We start from the raw sequence: 17142 nt of genomic DNA on the forward strand, positions 1-17142 counted from the left end.
AAATAATTATAATAATTTATTGAAGTGAAATTGGATTGGGTAACCAAATTAGAGGTGTGAACTATTAAATGATTGAAATTGAATTGTATTTAAATGTATAGATAAATATTATTTCAAGTTTTATCGTTAAATGAAATGAAAATAAAATTGACTGACTTAAACTCTATATTTAAAATTAAAGTTGCCTTTTTAGTGTGAAAAAATGAAAAATTTATAAGTATTAAGGTTTTTTTATGAAAATACTGATAAGTGTCATTAATTCACTTAAAAATTATTTCTATTTTTGGTCAACCAACATCCAGTGAATAAAATTCACAAATGAACTTCGTTAAACTGTAGATAAATGTTAAAATTAATACTTCAAAAATGGCATCTGACACTTGCTTTTATGGTGCTGATGCTGGCGAGTACTTCGGCATTTGCTCAATCGCAAATTTCGGGTACAATAACTTCGCAAACGGACAATGATCCTATTCCGGGTGTTTCGATTTTTATCAAAGGAACAACAACAGGAACAATTTCAGATTTTGACGGTAACTACTCAATAATGGCTTCTCCGGAAGATATTTTAGTGTATCGTTATATAGGTATGGAAGAACAAGAAATCGTTGTAGGCACTCAAACTTCAATCAATGTTGCCTTAACTGAATCAACTGAACAACTCAATGAGGTGGTAGTTGTAGGTTACGGTACACAAAAGAAATCTCACTTAACTGGTGCAATCTCTAAAGTAACCAACGAAAAGCTGGATCAATTGCCAGTATCTCGTGTGGATGATGCTTTAATTGGTCAAGTATCAGGTGTAAACATTCAACAAACAAACCCTCAAGCGGGTGAAGCTCCAACAATTCAAGTTCGTGGTGTAGGATCAATCGCTGCCGGATCTGGCCCTGCTATCGTAGTAGATGGAGTTTTGGTAGAAGATGATTACATGGCTTCATTAGATATGAACGATGTAGCTTCAATAGAAGTATTAAAGGATGCATCTTCTGCAGCAATCTTTGGTTCCAGAGGTGGTAATGGTGTGATCATGATTACTACAAAATCAGGACAGTCTGGAGACACTAAGTTCAACTTCAATACTTACTATGGTCGTAAATGGTCTTACCAAAGAGACAACTTCCGTCCAACTGTAGCAGAGAACAAAGCCAACATCGAAAATTATATTGCCAATATCGATCAAAATTGGCCAGCAGATTTACCTACTGATCAAAGAGATTATGTAGTAGGTAAAGCAAACACTACATTAACGAGAATGAACTACATGCAGGACATCTTAGGAGATGCTCCTGAAAAAGATTGGCAGGATATCATTTTTGAAGATGGAAACATACAGTCTTATTCGTTAGCTGCTTCAGGGGGATCTGATAATACCACCTTTAATGTATCGGGTGCTTACTTAAAAGACGACGGAGTTTTATTAGCCGATTCGTATTCAAAAATGAACTTACGTTTCAAGTTAAAAAGTAAGCTTACTAAACGTTTAGAGTTAGGTTTAAACGTTAACCCAGTAAGAGAGCAAAAGCAGGTTTTCCCAACTTCTCTTCACGAATCACTTCGTCAGTCTACATGGTTACCTATCAAACATGATGAGCACACGATTAACTTTGTAGACCGAGCCAACTTCCCTAATGTTGCTGTAGGAGATTATGCACAAGAATCACACTTCAACAACTATCCTGATCCAAACGATCCTACTAAAGTATTACCAAACGTTTCGGTAACAAACAACTCCAACCCTTATGCGAACATCGTAGAAAGAGACCATAAAGAGTTAACACACCGTATCTATACAGGTATGTACTTAAAATATAAAGTGATGAAAGGATTAAACTTCCGTACTTCATTCACTGCGACTTATAGAGATCGTGTTCGTAACTACTACGATGGTACAAAAGCTACTCGTAACGGTGCTTCTGATGCTAGACTTCGTAATAGAACGTACAGAGATTTTAACTGGATTAACGATAACTACTTTACATACAATAAAAACATCAACGGCTTGCATGATATCAATGCTACGTTGGGTATGTCATTCGAAAGACGTCAATCGCACTTTACAGAGACGATTGGTACTGGTTATACCAACGATGCGGTGAAAACAATCAATGCCGCTTCTGTAATTGCATTTGGTGATGAATACATCGGAGTAGAAACACTTCACTCTGTATTTGCTCGTGTGAATTATGCATACAACGATAAGTACTTATTCTCGGTATCAATGAGAACGGATGGTAGTTCTAGATTCGGTCAGAACTATAAATACGGTATTTTCCCAGCAGGTTCATTTGGTTGGAGAATAACGGAAGAAAACTTTATGAAAGGAGTGGATTGGGTATCAGTTTTAAAACCAAGAATCTCTTATGGTATTACAGGTAACAACCAAGGTATTGGTCTTTACGATGCATTGGGTAGAATGTATCCTTCATCATCTGTAGTTAACGGAAGTATTTCTTCAGGTTATAATCCTGCAAACATTGCTCAGCCAGATTTACGTTGGGAGCAACAAGTGGAATTGAACCCAGGTTTAGATTGGGGATTATTCGGAAACAGATTATTCGGTTCAATCGAATGGTACCGTCGTAGATCAAATGATCTATTGTTAACTCAGCAAATTCCTTCGGTAACAGGTTTCGATCAAAGAACTGTCAATTTAGGTCAAGTACAAAACCAAGGTTGGGAATTCGAGATCAATGTTAAGCCTATCCAAACAGATAAATTTAAATGGACACTTACTGCAAATGCATCCACTAACGAAAACAAATTGTTAGAATTTGGAGGAGTGGATAGCTTAATTACTATTGTAGATGATAAGCGTCCTGCCAACTGGATTGCAACAACAGGTCACCCAATTTCATCTTTCTACGGTTATAAAATCGACAGATCAAAAGGAGATGACGGTAAGGTACCTTTCGAATACTTAAACGAAGGTTTCTGGCCAATCGGTGGTACTTCTCAAATGGGTTATGTACAAGACTTGAATGGCGATGGTGTTATTGACGAGAATGACCGTACAATTATCGGTTCACCTTATCCTAACTTCATCTGGTCGGTAACTAACAACTTCCAAATCGGACGTTTTGATGTAATGTTTATGTTCCAAGGTTCTATGGGTGGTCAGGTATTGAACATCGACCCTCAGTACTATGAATATCAAACAATGCAAGGTCAAAGACCAAACACTCAATTCTTCGAGGATATGCCATACGTTAGAGAAAGAATTCTTACAGACGATATGGTACAAGATGCATCATTTATTGCTTTGAGAAACTTTAATGTGGGTTATTCTTTACCGACTAACATTGCAGGTAAAGTTGGTCTTAACAAGGCAAGAGTTTACGCTTCAGGTACCAACTTGTTATACATCATGTCAGATGGTTATACTTCATTCAACCCAGAAGGTATTCGCGATGAAGGACCAATCAACTATGGTTATCAAAGAGGTTCTGCTCCAATTCCTCGTTCATTTATTTTAGGTATCAACGCTGAATTTTAATCCTCACTTTAGAAATGAAAACTTCAATTAAATATATATTCACTGTCTTACTATTGATGAGCTTTACTGCTTGTGATAGCTTCTTGACAGAATATCCTTACTCGGAAGTAGCTGTTGATAACTACTTGAAAAACGACGACGAAGTAGAGACTGCCGTAATCGGTATCTACTCAGGTTTACAAGAAGTAGTACAACAAGAGTATGCGATTTTAGAAATGAGAACTGACAACGCAGGTACACGTAGTGGTGTAGGTGACTGGGCACAGTTCGAGACATTTACTATTCTTACAACAAACTCTGTAGTTGCCAACTACTGGAAACAGTTATACATGACGATCTATCGTTGTAACTTGGTGTTAGCGAACATCGATAACGTGGTAGATCCTGCTAAAAAACAACAATTTGAAGCAGAAGCTAAATTTGTTCGTGGTTACTTACATTTCAATGCAGTTCGTTTATTTGGTCATGTGCCATTAGCAGATAGAATTGTAAAAGAAGGAGATACGGAAGGTTACAAGCAAGCCGCTCCTGATGAAGTGTATGCTTTAGTTGAATCTGATTTAACTTTTGCTGCAGAGAACTTACCAACAACAGCGCAAATTCCTTTAGGAAGAGCAAACAAAGAATCTGCAGAAACAATGTTGGCAAAATATCTTTTACAATTTAAAAGATATGATGAAGCAAAAACTATGTTAGAGAATGTGATTAATACTGGTCAATTCTCACTTACTCCTGACTACCGTACTATTTTCTATCAAGAATTAGGTAGCGAAATTATTTTCCCAATCCAATTCATTGATGATAACACAGAAAACTCTCAAGAATTCTCATATTACTTCTTATTCGAGCAAGGTTCGCATAACTATGCTACAGATAATATGATCAATTTATATGAGTCTCAGCCAGGTGTTAGCGGAGAGGATTTAAGATATACTGCCAATATTATCGATCAAAGAGGTGTACGTAAAGGCTGTGGTAAATTTGTAACACAAGCCAATAATATTAGACTAGCTGGTAACGATTATGTCTTGATTAGATATACTGACGTGCTATTACTTTATGTTGAAGCTGTAATTGGCGACAACTTCCAAACAAACGATGCAGTTGCTTTAGATTACTTTAACCAAGTAAGAGCAAGAGCAGGTTTGGATGCTTTAGAAAACATCACGAAGCCTACATTAGCGAACGAGCGTCGTAAAGAATTCCTTTACGAAAACCAACGTTGGTTCGACTTAGAAAGAACAGGTGATTTGGAAGCTACAATTACCAACTTCATGAGAGATCAAGGTTTACGTTTTGATAAACGCCACTTATTACTTCCAATTCCTCAAAGAGAATTGGATACAAGTAAAGGGGTGTTACAACAAAACCCTGGTTACTAATCAATATTTTTTCCCCAATGGGATAGGCTTTAGTCTATCCCATGGCAAAGTTATTTTCAATTCGCTTTACATGAGTAAGACTTTTAAAATAATTGGTTTCCTTTTTCTACTGTTCAGTCTAGTGAACTGTACCAACGATAAAGAGGAGGACGAGATTACTTCTAAACCAGATGAGGAAGTGCCATCGAACCCTGATCCAGATCAGGATCAAGATGAAAACGAAACTCCGGAAGAAGAACCCGAACTCGAATTGTTGACTATTATTGACCCAAGCTTGGAGAAACAAAGTTTCCCAGATTGGGATCATGAGGGTACGGTGAATAATTCTACAGGAGAAAGTAATGTCAATTCTGGCGATAGAGCCGCTAAAGTGACATCAGAAGGTGATCAATTATCTCAAGTGATTCGTGTAACGCCAGGTGTGGAATACCAACTATCACTTTATGTAAAAGGTGGACTTACACTATTTGTAAAGCTAAGTGATGAAAGTGAAGTGATCTCATCAGTAACTACAGATGAGTATTCGAAGTCTTCTGTTCGATTTACATCATCAGATTCTTTGGTCACTATTGGAGGTAGATTCTATGCTCAAGAAGGACGTTTCGACGATTTTGCTATTGAAGAATACAAAGAAGGCGAAGTGCCAGATGCCGATCAGAAACCTACGGATGTTATCCCATCATTAGTACAATGGAAAGTAACTCTTCCAGTAGACGCAGATGGAAATGATAACAGATATGTTACTGATCCGGAATTGAGAAATAGAAATCCACTAGAAATCAAAGATGGTGATTTAGTCGATTACGAATGGTTTCCTTACTTCCACGCAGAAAATAACGAAGTATTATTTAAAGGACATTGTGCAGGAACAACCACTAGAGGTTCTTACTACCCACGTTGCGAGTTAAGACAACGTGTTGGAGGTGGAGACAATTATTGGAGTGTTCAACAGTATCAATATTTAAAAACGGTATTAAGAGTAACACACTTACCGGTGGTCAAGCCAGAGGTTTCCATGGTACAGATCCACGGGCCTCAGGATGAACCACTGAGAGTGCAATACTCGGAAAGTACACGTTCGTCTACCCCTTGGGGATTACACATCGTTTACAACGAGAATTTTAAAGAACGAACAAATATTGAATACAAAATGGGAGATCGTCTAGAAGTAGAAGTGATTGTTGATAAGGGGGATATTACTGTTAATATCAGAAACTTAGAAAACGGACAACGTTACAACAAAACTTATACTTCTGTAGATCAAACAGGATATTTTAAAGTGGGTTGCTATACACAATCCACAAAATTCCTCTCTCAAGTAAAACCAGAATATGATCAAGACGAGCCAAATGATGCTTATGCAGAGGTGGCAGTTCAATCTATAGAATTAAAAGAAACTTATTAAAAAGGTATAAGGTAAATGAATATGAAAACTTTAAACTATTTGTTTGGGGCATTTATACTTACTGTGCTGTCGGTAGGTAACCTATTTGCTCAAAACGCACCTGATAGCGACGGGAATGTTTATATAGATATTTCCAAAGATTACACAGCACATGATGGTGCTGGTAATTATGCAGGCAACACTCCATGGACAGTAACTTCGGACGCATCAGCTCCATATGGTACTGTATTAGCAACAACAAACGAAAACTTATCGAGTAATGCAGATCATCCATTTTCTGCAAATTATGGATCTTCTGTATCGTATGAATTTACTTCAGAAGCAGGCCAAAGTCGTTATGTTTGGGTTTTATTAAAAACGCCAACAACTTCTACAGGTCGTTTCTTTGCTTCAGTGAATGGTAAATGTATTGATAAAAGAAATGATACCGAATATGCTGAATTAAGATCAAGAATTGATTCAGACGGGTGGCAATGGGTACGTTTAGGAAACAATGTAAAAGACCTATTGTTGGAAGGTACTAATGTATTTAGAATCTATCACTACAGAAGTGATTTACAAATAGGTCGTGTATTACTAGCAAAATCTGAGGATGTATTCCCTGTATTGGATGCAGCAACAAATTTTGCGGTTGCTTCTAATGATGCATCTACAATGACAATTACTTGGTCTGTGGCATCAAAGACTGGTTTCGTAATGGAGCAAGATAATAATACGGAGAGAGCTTTCAATCCATCTTATTTAGTGTCTTTAAACGGTAACGCAATCACTGAAGAACCAACTGTAGATGCAACAGAAAAGCATACAGAGAATTCAATCACGATCAATAAATCAGATTTGCAAGATGGTGATAACACAATTGCAGTACAATTAGCTCAATTTACTAGAAAATCGAGTAGTAGTGATATTCTTGGTAAGTCTGCTGTTGCTGAATTTACCTTTAATTCTAATGATGCAGGTAATGGTGGTGATAACGGAGGTGATACAGAAGGCGAGCAACAAGACGAAGCACACACAGCAGATGCAAATGGCGTGTATATGTTCCAAGCGACAAAATACTTAGAAAGCAAAGCAGGTACTGCAGCTTTTGATGGTGAGCAATGGTTAGTTGGAAACGACCCTGTTCAAGGTAAATACATGTACTTAGAGAACACAACTTCTGATAACAGAAACGAAACTTCAGCAGAAAGATATATTTCTCCATCATTAGTGTATAAAATCAATATGCCTGAAGCTAAAACAGGTTTTGTATGGGCATTGGTTAATGAAGGTTCTAAAGATGGTGGTCGTGTTTGGGCGAACATGAATGGATTGGACTTGGATAAAAGAGCTGAAAATGAATATGGTTCAGCTGCTCGTTCAAGAATTTCAGAAGAGATGGCTGGTCAATGGCAGTGGATCTTGATCAATAATCAAGCAAACAGCAGTGTTGTAAAAGCAGGTGATAACTTGATTGAGTTTTTTAAAGCAAGACCGAATATCAAAATCGCTAAAATTGCTTTCACGCCTCAACAAGATATCAACTTAATTATTGATACTCCTGAGCCAAGAGTAACGGCAAATGACGGTACTAAAGTAACGATCGGATGGGATGAACCAACTTTAACTGGTGATCTATATGATAATGGTGATAATATCTTTACTAACAAAGCATTTGTTTATAGAGTAAAATTAGGAGATACAGTAATTGGTGATGACATCACTACAAGAAATATCGAAATTGCTGCTACAGATTTAGAAACTCCTCAAGTAGTCACTGTTGAAGTAGGTCATGAGTTCAAAAAGAATTCATCTTCTACACATATGACTTACTCATTAGAAGGTGATATCACTGTAGACAAAAACTCTCAACCAGGTGGTAATGAAGACACAGAGGCTCCAACTAAACCAACAGATTTAGCTTCTTCTGACGTAACTGCTACTTCTGTGAAATTAACATGGACTGCTTCTACAGATAATATTGCTGTTGCAGGTTATAAAGTAACACAAAACGGTACTGATTTGGCAGCAACTGCTTCTACCAATGAAATGGAAGTAACAGGTTTAACTGCTGAAACTGAATATACATTTACAGTAAGAGCATACGATGCAGCAGGTAACGAATCTGATGCTTCTGATGCAATTACAGTAACTACTGCTGAAGCAGGTAATCCTGGTGATGGCAATGGTACAGGTATCATTATTCAGGCAGATGAAGATAGAATCTATTCTTGGGATGCGACTGACTTCGATTTTAATCATGCAGGTACAGGGGCATTCGAAGGAGAAAGATGGTTAGTTGGTGCGGATCCGGAAGTAGGTAGATATGTGTACTTAGCGAATACAGATACAACAACTAACGCTAATAAAGTATCAGCAGATAGAGGTGAATCTCCTAGTCTTACTTATAACTTAGCAGATGTTGATGCTTCATCAAGTAGATATATTTGGGCTTTGATTAATCAAGGTCAGAAGCACTCAGGTACTGTCTATGCTGATGTGAATGGTATTTGTGCAGCAGCTCGAACAGCTGGAGAATACGGTATTGATTTTGGATCTAGAGTATCAGAAGAAGCAGAAGGTCACTGGCAATGGGTGCAAATTGGTTACAATGTTCAATCAATTGCAAAAGACGGACAGTTAAATACTATTGAAATCTTTAAAGCTTATCCTGATATTAAAATCGCGAAGTTCATGTTTACAAGAACACAAGAATATGTGCCAATCATGAACAGACCGAGAGTATTTATTCAAGATAACGATGGTTCTTCTGTAACTGTATCATGGGATACTCCAGTATTGCAACATGTATTGTATGATCATGAGATGAATATCTATGGTGAAGGTTACAACACACCTGATTTCACTTATAAAGTAAGAGTAGAAGGACAGTCAGAAGTAGAAATTAAGGATAACTTCATTAAAATTCCTTATGATCAATTGGCAAGTCCAAAAACGGTAACCGTTCAAATTGGTCACTTATTTAGAACAGGTAGTTCGAAATCAGCAATTAGTTTCTCACTTCCTACAAGATTCGCGGGTGTATCTCCTGAAAGTCAACCTGATTTTGAAGCACCATCAAAACCAATGGACTTCGCTGCTATCGATGTTCAAGGTACTAATGTTGCTTTAAGCTGGACTGCCTCTACAGATAACGTTGGTGTATTGGGTTACAACATCTACCAAGACGGTATTAAGATCCAAACAACAACAGCTACATCATATAAAGTAGTTGGATTGAATGTATCGACAAAATATACTTTCGAAGTGGAAGCTTATGATGCTGCGGGTAACGTTTCAGAAAAATCTGATCCTTTAGAAATCACTACAAGAGATAAAGACGATGAGTTAACGGATCGTCCGAGTAAAGTTGATGATCTTGCAACTTCATTGGTGACTCACGAATCATTTACTTTATCATGGAGACCATCGAACTCTTTAAACGGAATCGAAGGATACTATGTCTTCTTAAGAGCACAAGGTGAAAGCGATTTCAGAATGGTTGCTCAATTGAATGGCGGTACATTCTCTTACAGTGTTCAAGGTTTGGATATGGGTGTAACTTACGAAATGATGGTTCGAGCAGAAGATGGCGCAGGTCACTTGTCAGAAGAATCAGAAATTCACACGGAAAAAACTGCCGATCGTCCATTATCAGCTGATGATAACTTGAGAGTATCGTTAATCTCAAAAGTGTATCCTAACCCAGCGGTAAGTGATATCAACATCGAGTTTACTTCAGAGGTATCGTATCAAATTTACAACTTGACTGGTCAGACGATCGTTTCAGGCACCGCTCAAAAAGTAAAAGTAGATCTACCAAAAGGAACATATATTCTTGTTGCAATTGATAGAAATGGCAACAAGGAATCAGCAAAATTACTTTGCTTCTAATCAATAGAGACTAAGATCCCCAAGTGATATCAATTACTTGGGGTAACAATAAGAAACCGACAAAAAAACTGTCTGAGATCGAAAGGTTTCAGACAGGTTTTATTATTAAGTAGTACTACTTGATGTAAAATTATTTTTTTGAAATACTTTTAATAGCATTTACCTATAAAAAAAGGATCAGTTAGTTTAACTGATCCTTTTTTATGATTTATATTTTTATCGATTAGTAAATCGAATTGTATTTTTTCTTCGCCGATTCAAGAATTGGATTCAAGTGACCTTCCATAATCTTTTGTGCCTTGAATTCGTTTCCGTCTTTAATCGCATTGAACAATGCTCTATGTTCGTTTACCGCTTCTAATCTACTTTCTTTAGAACAAACACGCTCTCTTTCGAAGTGATTTAGAATATCTGGAGTGATCGTCATTAATAAACTCTTTAATGTTGAGTTTTTAGAACATCTACTCAAAGAAAGGTGGAACATGAAATCCTTTTCAGAGATATCATCCGTATTGTTTAAAACTGCTCTTTCGTACTCTTCAAGGGCTTTTTCTACAAATTCTAAATCTGCATCCTCTCTTCTTTGTGCCGCAAGACCAGCAATTTTTACTTCTAAAAGAATACGAGTTTCAATTAGAGAGAAGAAATCGTTATTATCAATTTCTAAGATATTTGTAATAAGTCCTTCTAATGCTTTTGCACCAAGACCGACCACTACAGTACCACTTTGCGGTTGTGTTTTAAGTAAACCAAAGAATTCCATTTTCTTTAGGGCCTCTCTCACATGACTTCTTCCGACACCAAATTGTTCACTCAGTTTTCTTTCAGGAGGTAACGTATCGTTAGGTTTTAATACACCTACCTCAATCATCTCTTTTAGTTTTCGAATAATAATACTAGATGGTTTCTCCACCTGTATTTTCTCCATTTCAAATTCCATTTTTAATATTTTTAGTCGTTGGTTAACGAGTAGTTCTCAATAATAAGATAAATTTTATGAAGTAATTCTAATCACTTCTATTGAAAAATAGCCTAACAATTGGTTTATGAATTAACTTTCTATAATTGAAGAAAATGTTTGTGTTTTGCTAGATATCAAAAGTATGCAATATTATATAAAAAGAAGTATTTAATAGTACAAAGCACACTTTAATGGATAAGATTACTTATATACAAAAATAATAAAAAATTGCTTTAAAACCATTTAATATGTTGTATTTTAATTATTTAATTTTGCTAAATATTTATTTGAAAATGAAATATAAAATGAGAGAATTGAAATGGGGTTGGTAGACCAAAGAGCAAGTGAAAAGTGATTTTTTTGAACTAAGGAACTAAGGAACTAAGGAACTAAGAAAGGAAGTAATAGGTTAGGGGGAGATTAATGGCGCAAATGTTAAGCGATAGCGACATTTGTGCCCATAAACGTTAGAGGTCTCCCGACCTCGTTTTAGGTAGCAGGTAGCAAGTATTGAATTTACGCTCCTCACAACGTCGAGCACGAGTAGTGAAAAATTGGAATTACGTTTTTATAAAAAGAATAAGGGTCTACTACTTTTTCAATTTAAAAAAGTAGTAGACCCTTAGTTTCTTAGTTCTTTAGTTTCTCAGTTAAAACGAGCGTTAACTTTGCTCCCTTTCCTATTTTTTCGTCGATAAAAAGTTCGCTCCAAACTGGAAAGCAACAATACTATAGATAAAGTAAACAGTGTATTTTGAGAAGCCAACATTAACCATCGCTCCAATAATGATATTCATTAGTCCAAGTCCAATAATGATGACAAGGCCAATAATCATGAGCCAATTTCCTTTGATATTGTCGTAATATCGACTTGTTGGAATCATCATTAGAAGAGCAAAAATACCTATACTTAGCCATACTTCTGCTTTAACAAAAAGGCTAATAACAAGGGATATTAATCCTGTTGTAATGAGGAATAAACTGATTTTTGCTACCCGTTTTTCTTGATCAGAAAGCAAGAATTTGCCGTACCGGTTAACGGATAATATCATGTTGGATAACGGTTGAATGATCCAAGTGGAGAAGGCAAAAAGTGCCAATATATAAATAACAGGATCGATGTATGGAGCATACTCAGGATGGTCTGCACTAAATTTTCCTAGGTATTTTGCACCAAAATAAAACCCGATAATGAACAGCCATTGTTGTCCACCTTTGAGGTTACCTAACCAAGTTTGAAAAGCGAAAAAGATCTTGTAAATGAAATACTTACAGCGTAATGATTCTAAAATTACCCACTGTGCTAACTCATCATTGGGATTGATCATCATCGCCTCTTCGGCATGTCTAAGTGCCTTTTTATACTCCTTAGCTTCCAGGAGATTCATGGCTACAATGGCGTGAGTATGACTATCATTTGGATTTTTATGAAGATTATCTTCAATCGTTTGAGTCATCTCTTCTTTTAATCCCAACTTGATGGAAGCTGTAGATTTTACATTCAAAGCCAATGAATTTTCAGCATCAAAAGCTAAGGCCTGATTAGCGGCATCATAGCTCTCTTGATAGTCTTTTTCTGATAAATGAATCTTGGCCAAAAGTGCAAAATAATCGGCATCTTCCGGGTTGTATTCTATGGCTGCCTGAATAGATTTTCTAGCCTCCTTATCTTTTGATACTATCAGCTGACATTTTGCTAAAGTGTATAGCAACAAATCAGAATCACTTTCTATGCTTAGACCGTGATTTATAATTTGGATAGCTTCTTCTGTTTTATCTAACTGAATGAGTGTTTCTGCATAGAGTAAGATCAGGAAAATATCATCAGGCGTTTGCCCCATCAGAATTTGAAGCTCTTTTTCAGCTTCTTGGTATTTACCATGATCAAAAAGAGTTTTAGCCCGTAAGAAGGTCAGTTCGCTTTCCATTATTTTTTAATTTTTAAGTAGTCCAATACATCATCATAAATACCTGCTGCATTCGAAAATAAGGCATAATTTCTAGCCGAGGTAAACCACTCTTTAGTAGTTGGTGCATGAGATTTAGCTCCTTGAACAAGGTCTTTTGTTTCTATTGGTTTTGGAATGCCGTCTTCAAAAGAAGCTTCCAATTTCTTTTCTATGGCAATATCAATAATTGCCTCCATATCGGCACCAGAATACTCTTCGGTCTTCTTTGCTACTTTAGTGTAATCGATATCCCCAATTGGTTTTCCGTCTAATTTTAACTTCAGAATTTCTTCTCTTGCCTCTGTATCTGGAGGTGGGATAAAGATAATACGATCAAAACGACCAGGTCTTCTGAAAGCGGGATCAAGGTGCCAAGGTGTATTGGTAGCCCCTAAAATTAGTACGCCATCGTTATCATTTTCTGCTCCATCCAGTTCTTGAAGAAACTGATTGATTACATTTCTACCACCCGTATTTTTAAAGTTGGAACGGTTGGCTCCTAATGCATCGATTTCATCAAAGAATAAAACACATGGCGTATTTTGACGAGCATTTTCGAATACTTCGTGAAGGTTCTTTTCGCTATTTCCCATCCACATATCTAAAATATCATTTAGACTAACGTGAATAAATTTAGCGTTTACTTCTCCTGCTGTAGCTTTGGCAATAAAGGTTTTTCCGCAACCCGGAGGGCCGTACAATAGAATACCTCCACCGACTTTCTTACCATAAGCTTTATATAGATCAGCATTTTGTAAAGGTTTGATGATCTTCAAATCAATCTCCTTTTTCACCTTCTGCATCCCTCCAACATCTTTAAAAGTAACCGATGCTTTTGTTGGTTCTTCTAAAATTGAATTGATTTCATCCAAAGCGTTATCGCTCACTTTTAGATGTTTATCTAATTCCTCATCAGAAAAATTGGGATCGATAGCTTGCACTTTTTGATACACATCGATAGCCGCAGAGATGTTATTCTCTTTAATAAAGCTTTTTGATAATAACACCAAGGCATCCAAATCTGTTGGATTTTTCTCTACAAATTCTTCTAACATCACAATGGCCATATCAATACGGTTGGTATGGTAATAAGCGATAGAATATTTGTATAAAATATCAGGAAACTGATCGGCATGAGGGATGATCATTTGATAGTGTAGGCATGCTTCCTCATATTTATTGTGATCAAGTAAAGTATCCGCTAATAGTTTTCTTAGTTGGATATTCGAGGGACTGTTGGCTAAGGCGTCTTCCAATCCCTTAATAATATCGTTGCTCATATATCTAGTTTTTTGTTATTGAAAGTTACTCATAAAAATTGAAAACACTAATCTGTTTCCAAATTTTACTCCCACTTTTGTGTGAGTAAAAATCATCAATAAAAAACCCACGATTTTAATCGTGGGCAAGAAGTAGGTATACTTAAAAGATCTATTTACAAAAACTAAAATTCCACTTTATAAGCAATACTTGGAATAATCACTTGTGCTTGATCTTTTTCTATTTGATCGGTTTTATAGTTGTACAAATACCCATATTGGTCCATACTTCCTAAAGCGTTCAGCAACTGAAATTTCCAAGTGCCCGAGTGTTTTTTCTTATTGATTTTCCAATAGAACGAGATGTCCAAACGATAATTCGGATCTTGCTTTATAGAATAAATATTTGATTCATCATAGACGATATCCTGCTCATCAATACTCTCCTCAACATTAACCGGAGTAGCATATTTTCCTCCAATGAAATTGAATCGTCCACTTAGTCCTAGAATCTTATTATTGTTCTTTCCCATCACCCATTCTTTACCATAAATAGCATTGATGACAAATCCTCGATTGTAACGTGTATTACGCTCAATTCCATCACCTCCTTTATATTTAGAATCGAAAATTGAACTAGTGAACATGTAGTAATAACCATCTGATAACGATCGAGATAAAGTGATGTCTACCCCATAGTTTTTACCTGTTCCCGTACCCACTAATCGATCTTCATATAACCATTGTGCATCAATATTTATGGCCGAATAAGAACTGTCGGGAGTAACTGGAATATCATAAAGGAATTGCATATAAGGTTCAATATCCAATCGTAATTTATCATTTAGTTGCCATCCGTAAGACACTACAAAATGATGTGCTTTTGATAATGGCAAAGAGGTATTCGGTTGAGATATTACTCCGTTTTCTTCCACTTTTGAAAAGTACAAAGGAAGAGGTTCCACCTTAGAATGTTTGCCATAAGCGACACCTAAAGAGTGCATCGGATTCATCTGATATTTAAGACTACCTCTTGGCTCGAAAGTGAGCTCATTATTAAAGTTGACATACTGAGAATGTATACCTACGCTAAGCTTTAATTGTGAGGTTAAATCGAATTGCGATTGGGTAAAAAACTGTACTGTATTGATGTCGCTTGATTCGTCGACATAATCAAAAAGAGGATCTTTGAAGTCAGGATCAAAACGTAATTTAGAATGATAATCTAGCTGATTGAATATCACTCCAGTGCGGTTGAAATGAGAGGCACTAAACTTATGTTGTAAAACTGATGAAACCGTCCACTTATTGTTTTCAACATACATATCTGATGAAGGATAAGGGGTTAAATTAAAATCAAGTTCTTCGGATTCATATCTTTTATATTCTTGTGATCCAACAACCGAAGTTTTCAAGAAGGTTTTATTGCTGAATGAATAATTATGCGTCAAACCAATCACGCCAGTTCTAAAGGTACCTAACTCATTATTACGGTCGTATTTTGATTCCCATTTGGTGGTATCTTGAAAAGCTTGAGCATTGATATCATCGATTAATCCCAATCCCCAAAGAGAGAATACACCGGCTTTTTTGGTGGGTACATTGATTTTAAAACTTAGATCCTGATAGGTAGGAACACTGTTTTCTACAGGTAATAAAGGCTTGAGCAGAGCCAAAGTAGAGTAACGATAATTGAATAAATAAGAAGCATTGTTCTTCTTTGAAAACGGTCCTTCCGACGAAATATCCAATCCCATTACACCCAATTGCACTGCGTGTTCATGGGTCTCGTTATTCCCATTTCTGAATTGCATATCAAATACTCCGGACATAGCGTTACCGTACTCGGCAGGGAAGGCTCCGGTGAGGAAATCAGAATCGCCCAACATTAATCCACTTAGAGCCGAAATTGCACCACCACCAAAAGAACTTAATCCACCAAAGTGATTGGGATTGGGAATTTCTACACCTTCCAATCGCCATAAAACACCTTTGGGAGCGTTTCCTCGAATCACCACACCGTTCTCGTCTAAACTTCCGGTAGTCACACCCGCATACGAAGCCACTAATCGGGCGGGGTCATCAAAAACAGCCAAACGTTCCGTTTGTTCCACCGTAAATGAATGTCCACTGACGCTTACCATTTCGTTTAGCGGTTCCCCATTTCCGTTGGTTGCTTTAATCACCACTTCATCCATTTCTGTAACACTTTCTTTTAAAGAAATAGTAAGCACTAATTCTTTAGCTGAAGTAAGCATTAGATTATTCTCGAACGACGTCTCAAATCCCATCAGTGAGATTTTTAAATCATGTCGCCCAACAGGTATATTTTCTATTCTAAACTTTCCATTTTCATCAGATACAACGCCTAAAGGAGTATCCACAGAAGTAACCATAACTGTAGCAAAAGGGAGGGGAGTTTTTGATGTAGCATCAATTACTTGTCCACGAATTACCTGAGTTAAATCTTGTCCAAAAGCTTGAATAGTAAGCATGCATAGCAGAAATGAGCGAATAGTTATTTTCATCATGTTTCTAATTTTTTAGAGAGTTAAATTTTGCTTTACATGATGATGACACGGAAGGGAGGGGTGACCCCTATTCTAAGGTGGAATAAATTTTATTTTGATGAAAAAAGAAAGTTAGGAGTTAGGAACTAGGAGGTAGGAGTTTGCTGAGTTGACGCTCGTTTTAACTAATAGATAATAAGTAATAAATAATAGGTAAAGCTCGTCCAAACCTATTGAGACTTTAGTCTCGATAGGTATATTTATTTCCACCCCCAGGTTTTAACCTGGGTTGGTACACATAGTCTCA

Annotated in this window: 8 protein-coding genes; 4 read left to right on the forward strand and 4 right to left on the reverse strand. The window is 36.6% G+C overall.

Annotation, left to right across the window (positions count from 1 at the left end):
• The first annotated feature begins 343 nt into the window (after nt 1-343).
• The 4 genes from KMW28_RS03490 (at nt 344) to KMW28_RS28645 (ending at nt 10156) form a co-directional block, all read left to right on the forward strand.
• Nucleotides 344-3496 (forward strand): SusC/RagA family TonB-linked outer membrane protein, encoded by a 3153-nt coding sequence (locus tag KMW28_RS03490; protein WP_169666466.1) that lies wholly within the window; start codon nt 344-346, stop codon nt 3494-3496.
• Nucleotides 3497-3510: 14 nt separating this feature from the next.
• Entirely contained in the window at nt 3511-4878 is a 1368-nt protein-coding gene (locus tag KMW28_RS03495) for a RagB/SusD family nutrient uptake outer membrane protein (protein WP_169666467.1), read from the forward strand.
• A 70-nt stretch (nt 4879-4948) separates the two neighbouring features.
• Complete coding sequence (locus KMW28_RS03500) at nt 4949-6283, forward strand: polysaccharide lyase family 7 protein (protein ID WP_169666468.1); 1335 nt, start codon at nt 4949-4951, stop codon at nt 6281-6283.
• Nucleotides 6284-6304: 21 nt separating this feature from the next.
• On the forward strand, nt 6305-10156 hold the full coding sequence (locus tag KMW28_RS28645; protein WP_169666469.1) for a fibronectin type III domain-containing protein: 3852 nt from the start codon (nt 6305-6307) through the stop codon (nt 10154-10156).
• A 223-nt stretch (nt 10157-10379) separates the two neighbouring features.
• On the opposite strand, the gene KMW28_RS03510 is transcribed toward KMW28_RS28645, so the two are convergent.
• The 4 genes from KMW28_RS03510 to KMW28_RS03525 form a co-directional block, all read right to left on the reverse strand.
• A complete protein-coding gene (locus tag KMW28_RS03510; protein WP_066210131.1) occupies nt 10380-11096 on the reverse strand; it encodes a FadR/GntR family transcriptional regulator in 717 nt (238 codons plus the stop codon).
• 701 nt (nt 11097-11797) lie between these two features.
• Complete coding sequence (locus tag KMW28_RS03515) at nt 11798-13045, reverse strand: tetratricopeptide repeat protein (protein ID WP_169666472.1); 1248 nt, start codon at nt 13043-13045, stop codon at nt 11798-11800.
• On the reverse strand, nt 13045-14346 hold the full coding sequence (locus KMW28_RS03520) for an AAA family ATPase (RefSeq protein ID WP_169666474.1): 1302 nt from the start codon (nt 14344-14346) through the stop codon (nt 13045-13047). Before KMW28_RS03520 ends, KMW28_RS03515 begins: the two co-directional genes overlap by 1 nt.
• A gap of 164 nt (nt 14347-14510) precedes the next feature.
• Nucleotides 14511-16856, reverse strand: coding sequence for a TonB-dependent receptor (locus KMW28_RS03525; protein ID WP_169666475.1), 2346 nt, complete (start codon nt 16854-16856; stop codon nt 14511-14513).
• Between the last annotated feature and the right edge of the window lie 286 nt (nt 16857-17142).

Origin of the sequence: Flammeovirga yaeyamensis, from assembly GCF_018736045.1 — a bacterium.
In the GTDB taxonomy this organism is placed as follows: domain Bacteria; phylum Bacteroidota; class Bacteroidia; order Cytophagales; family Flammeovirgaceae; genus Flammeovirga; species Flammeovirga yaeyamensis.

What these genes read in the sequence shown, in the direction of transcription:
- KMW28_RS03495 (WP_169666467.1), top strand. Translation starts at nt 3,511, where the DNA reads ATGAAAACTTCAATTAAATATATATTCACTGTCTTACTATTGATGAGC.
- KMW28_RS03510 (WP_066210131.1), bottom strand. Translation starts at nt 11,096, where the DNA reads ATGGAATTTGAAATGGAGAAAATACAGGTGGAGAAACCATCTAGTATT.
- KMW28_RS03490 (WP_169666466.1), top strand. Translation starts at nt 344, where the DNA reads ATGTTAAAATTAATACTTCAAAAATGGCATCTGACACTTGCTTTTATG.
- KMW28_RS03515 (WP_169666472.1), bottom strand. Translation starts at nt 13,045, where the DNA reads ATGGAAAGCGAACTGACCTTCTTACGGGCTAAAACTCTTTTTGATCAT.
- KMW28_RS03520 (WP_169666474.1), bottom strand. Translation starts at nt 14,346, where the DNA reads ATGAGCAACGATATTATTAAGGGATTGGAAGACGCCTTAGCCAACAGT.
- KMW28_RS03500 (WP_169666468.1), top strand. Translation starts at nt 4,949, where the DNA reads ATGAGTAAGACTTTTAAAATAATTGGTTTCCTTTTTCTACTGTTCAGT.
- KMW28_RS28645 (WP_169666469.1), top strand. Translation starts at nt 6,305, where the DNA reads ATGAAAACTTTAAACTATTTGTTTGGGGCATTTATACTTACTGTGCTG.
- KMW28_RS03525 (WP_169666475.1), bottom strand. Translation starts at nt 16,856, where the DNA reads ATGATGAAAATAACTATTCGCTCATTTCTGCTATGCATGCTTACTATT.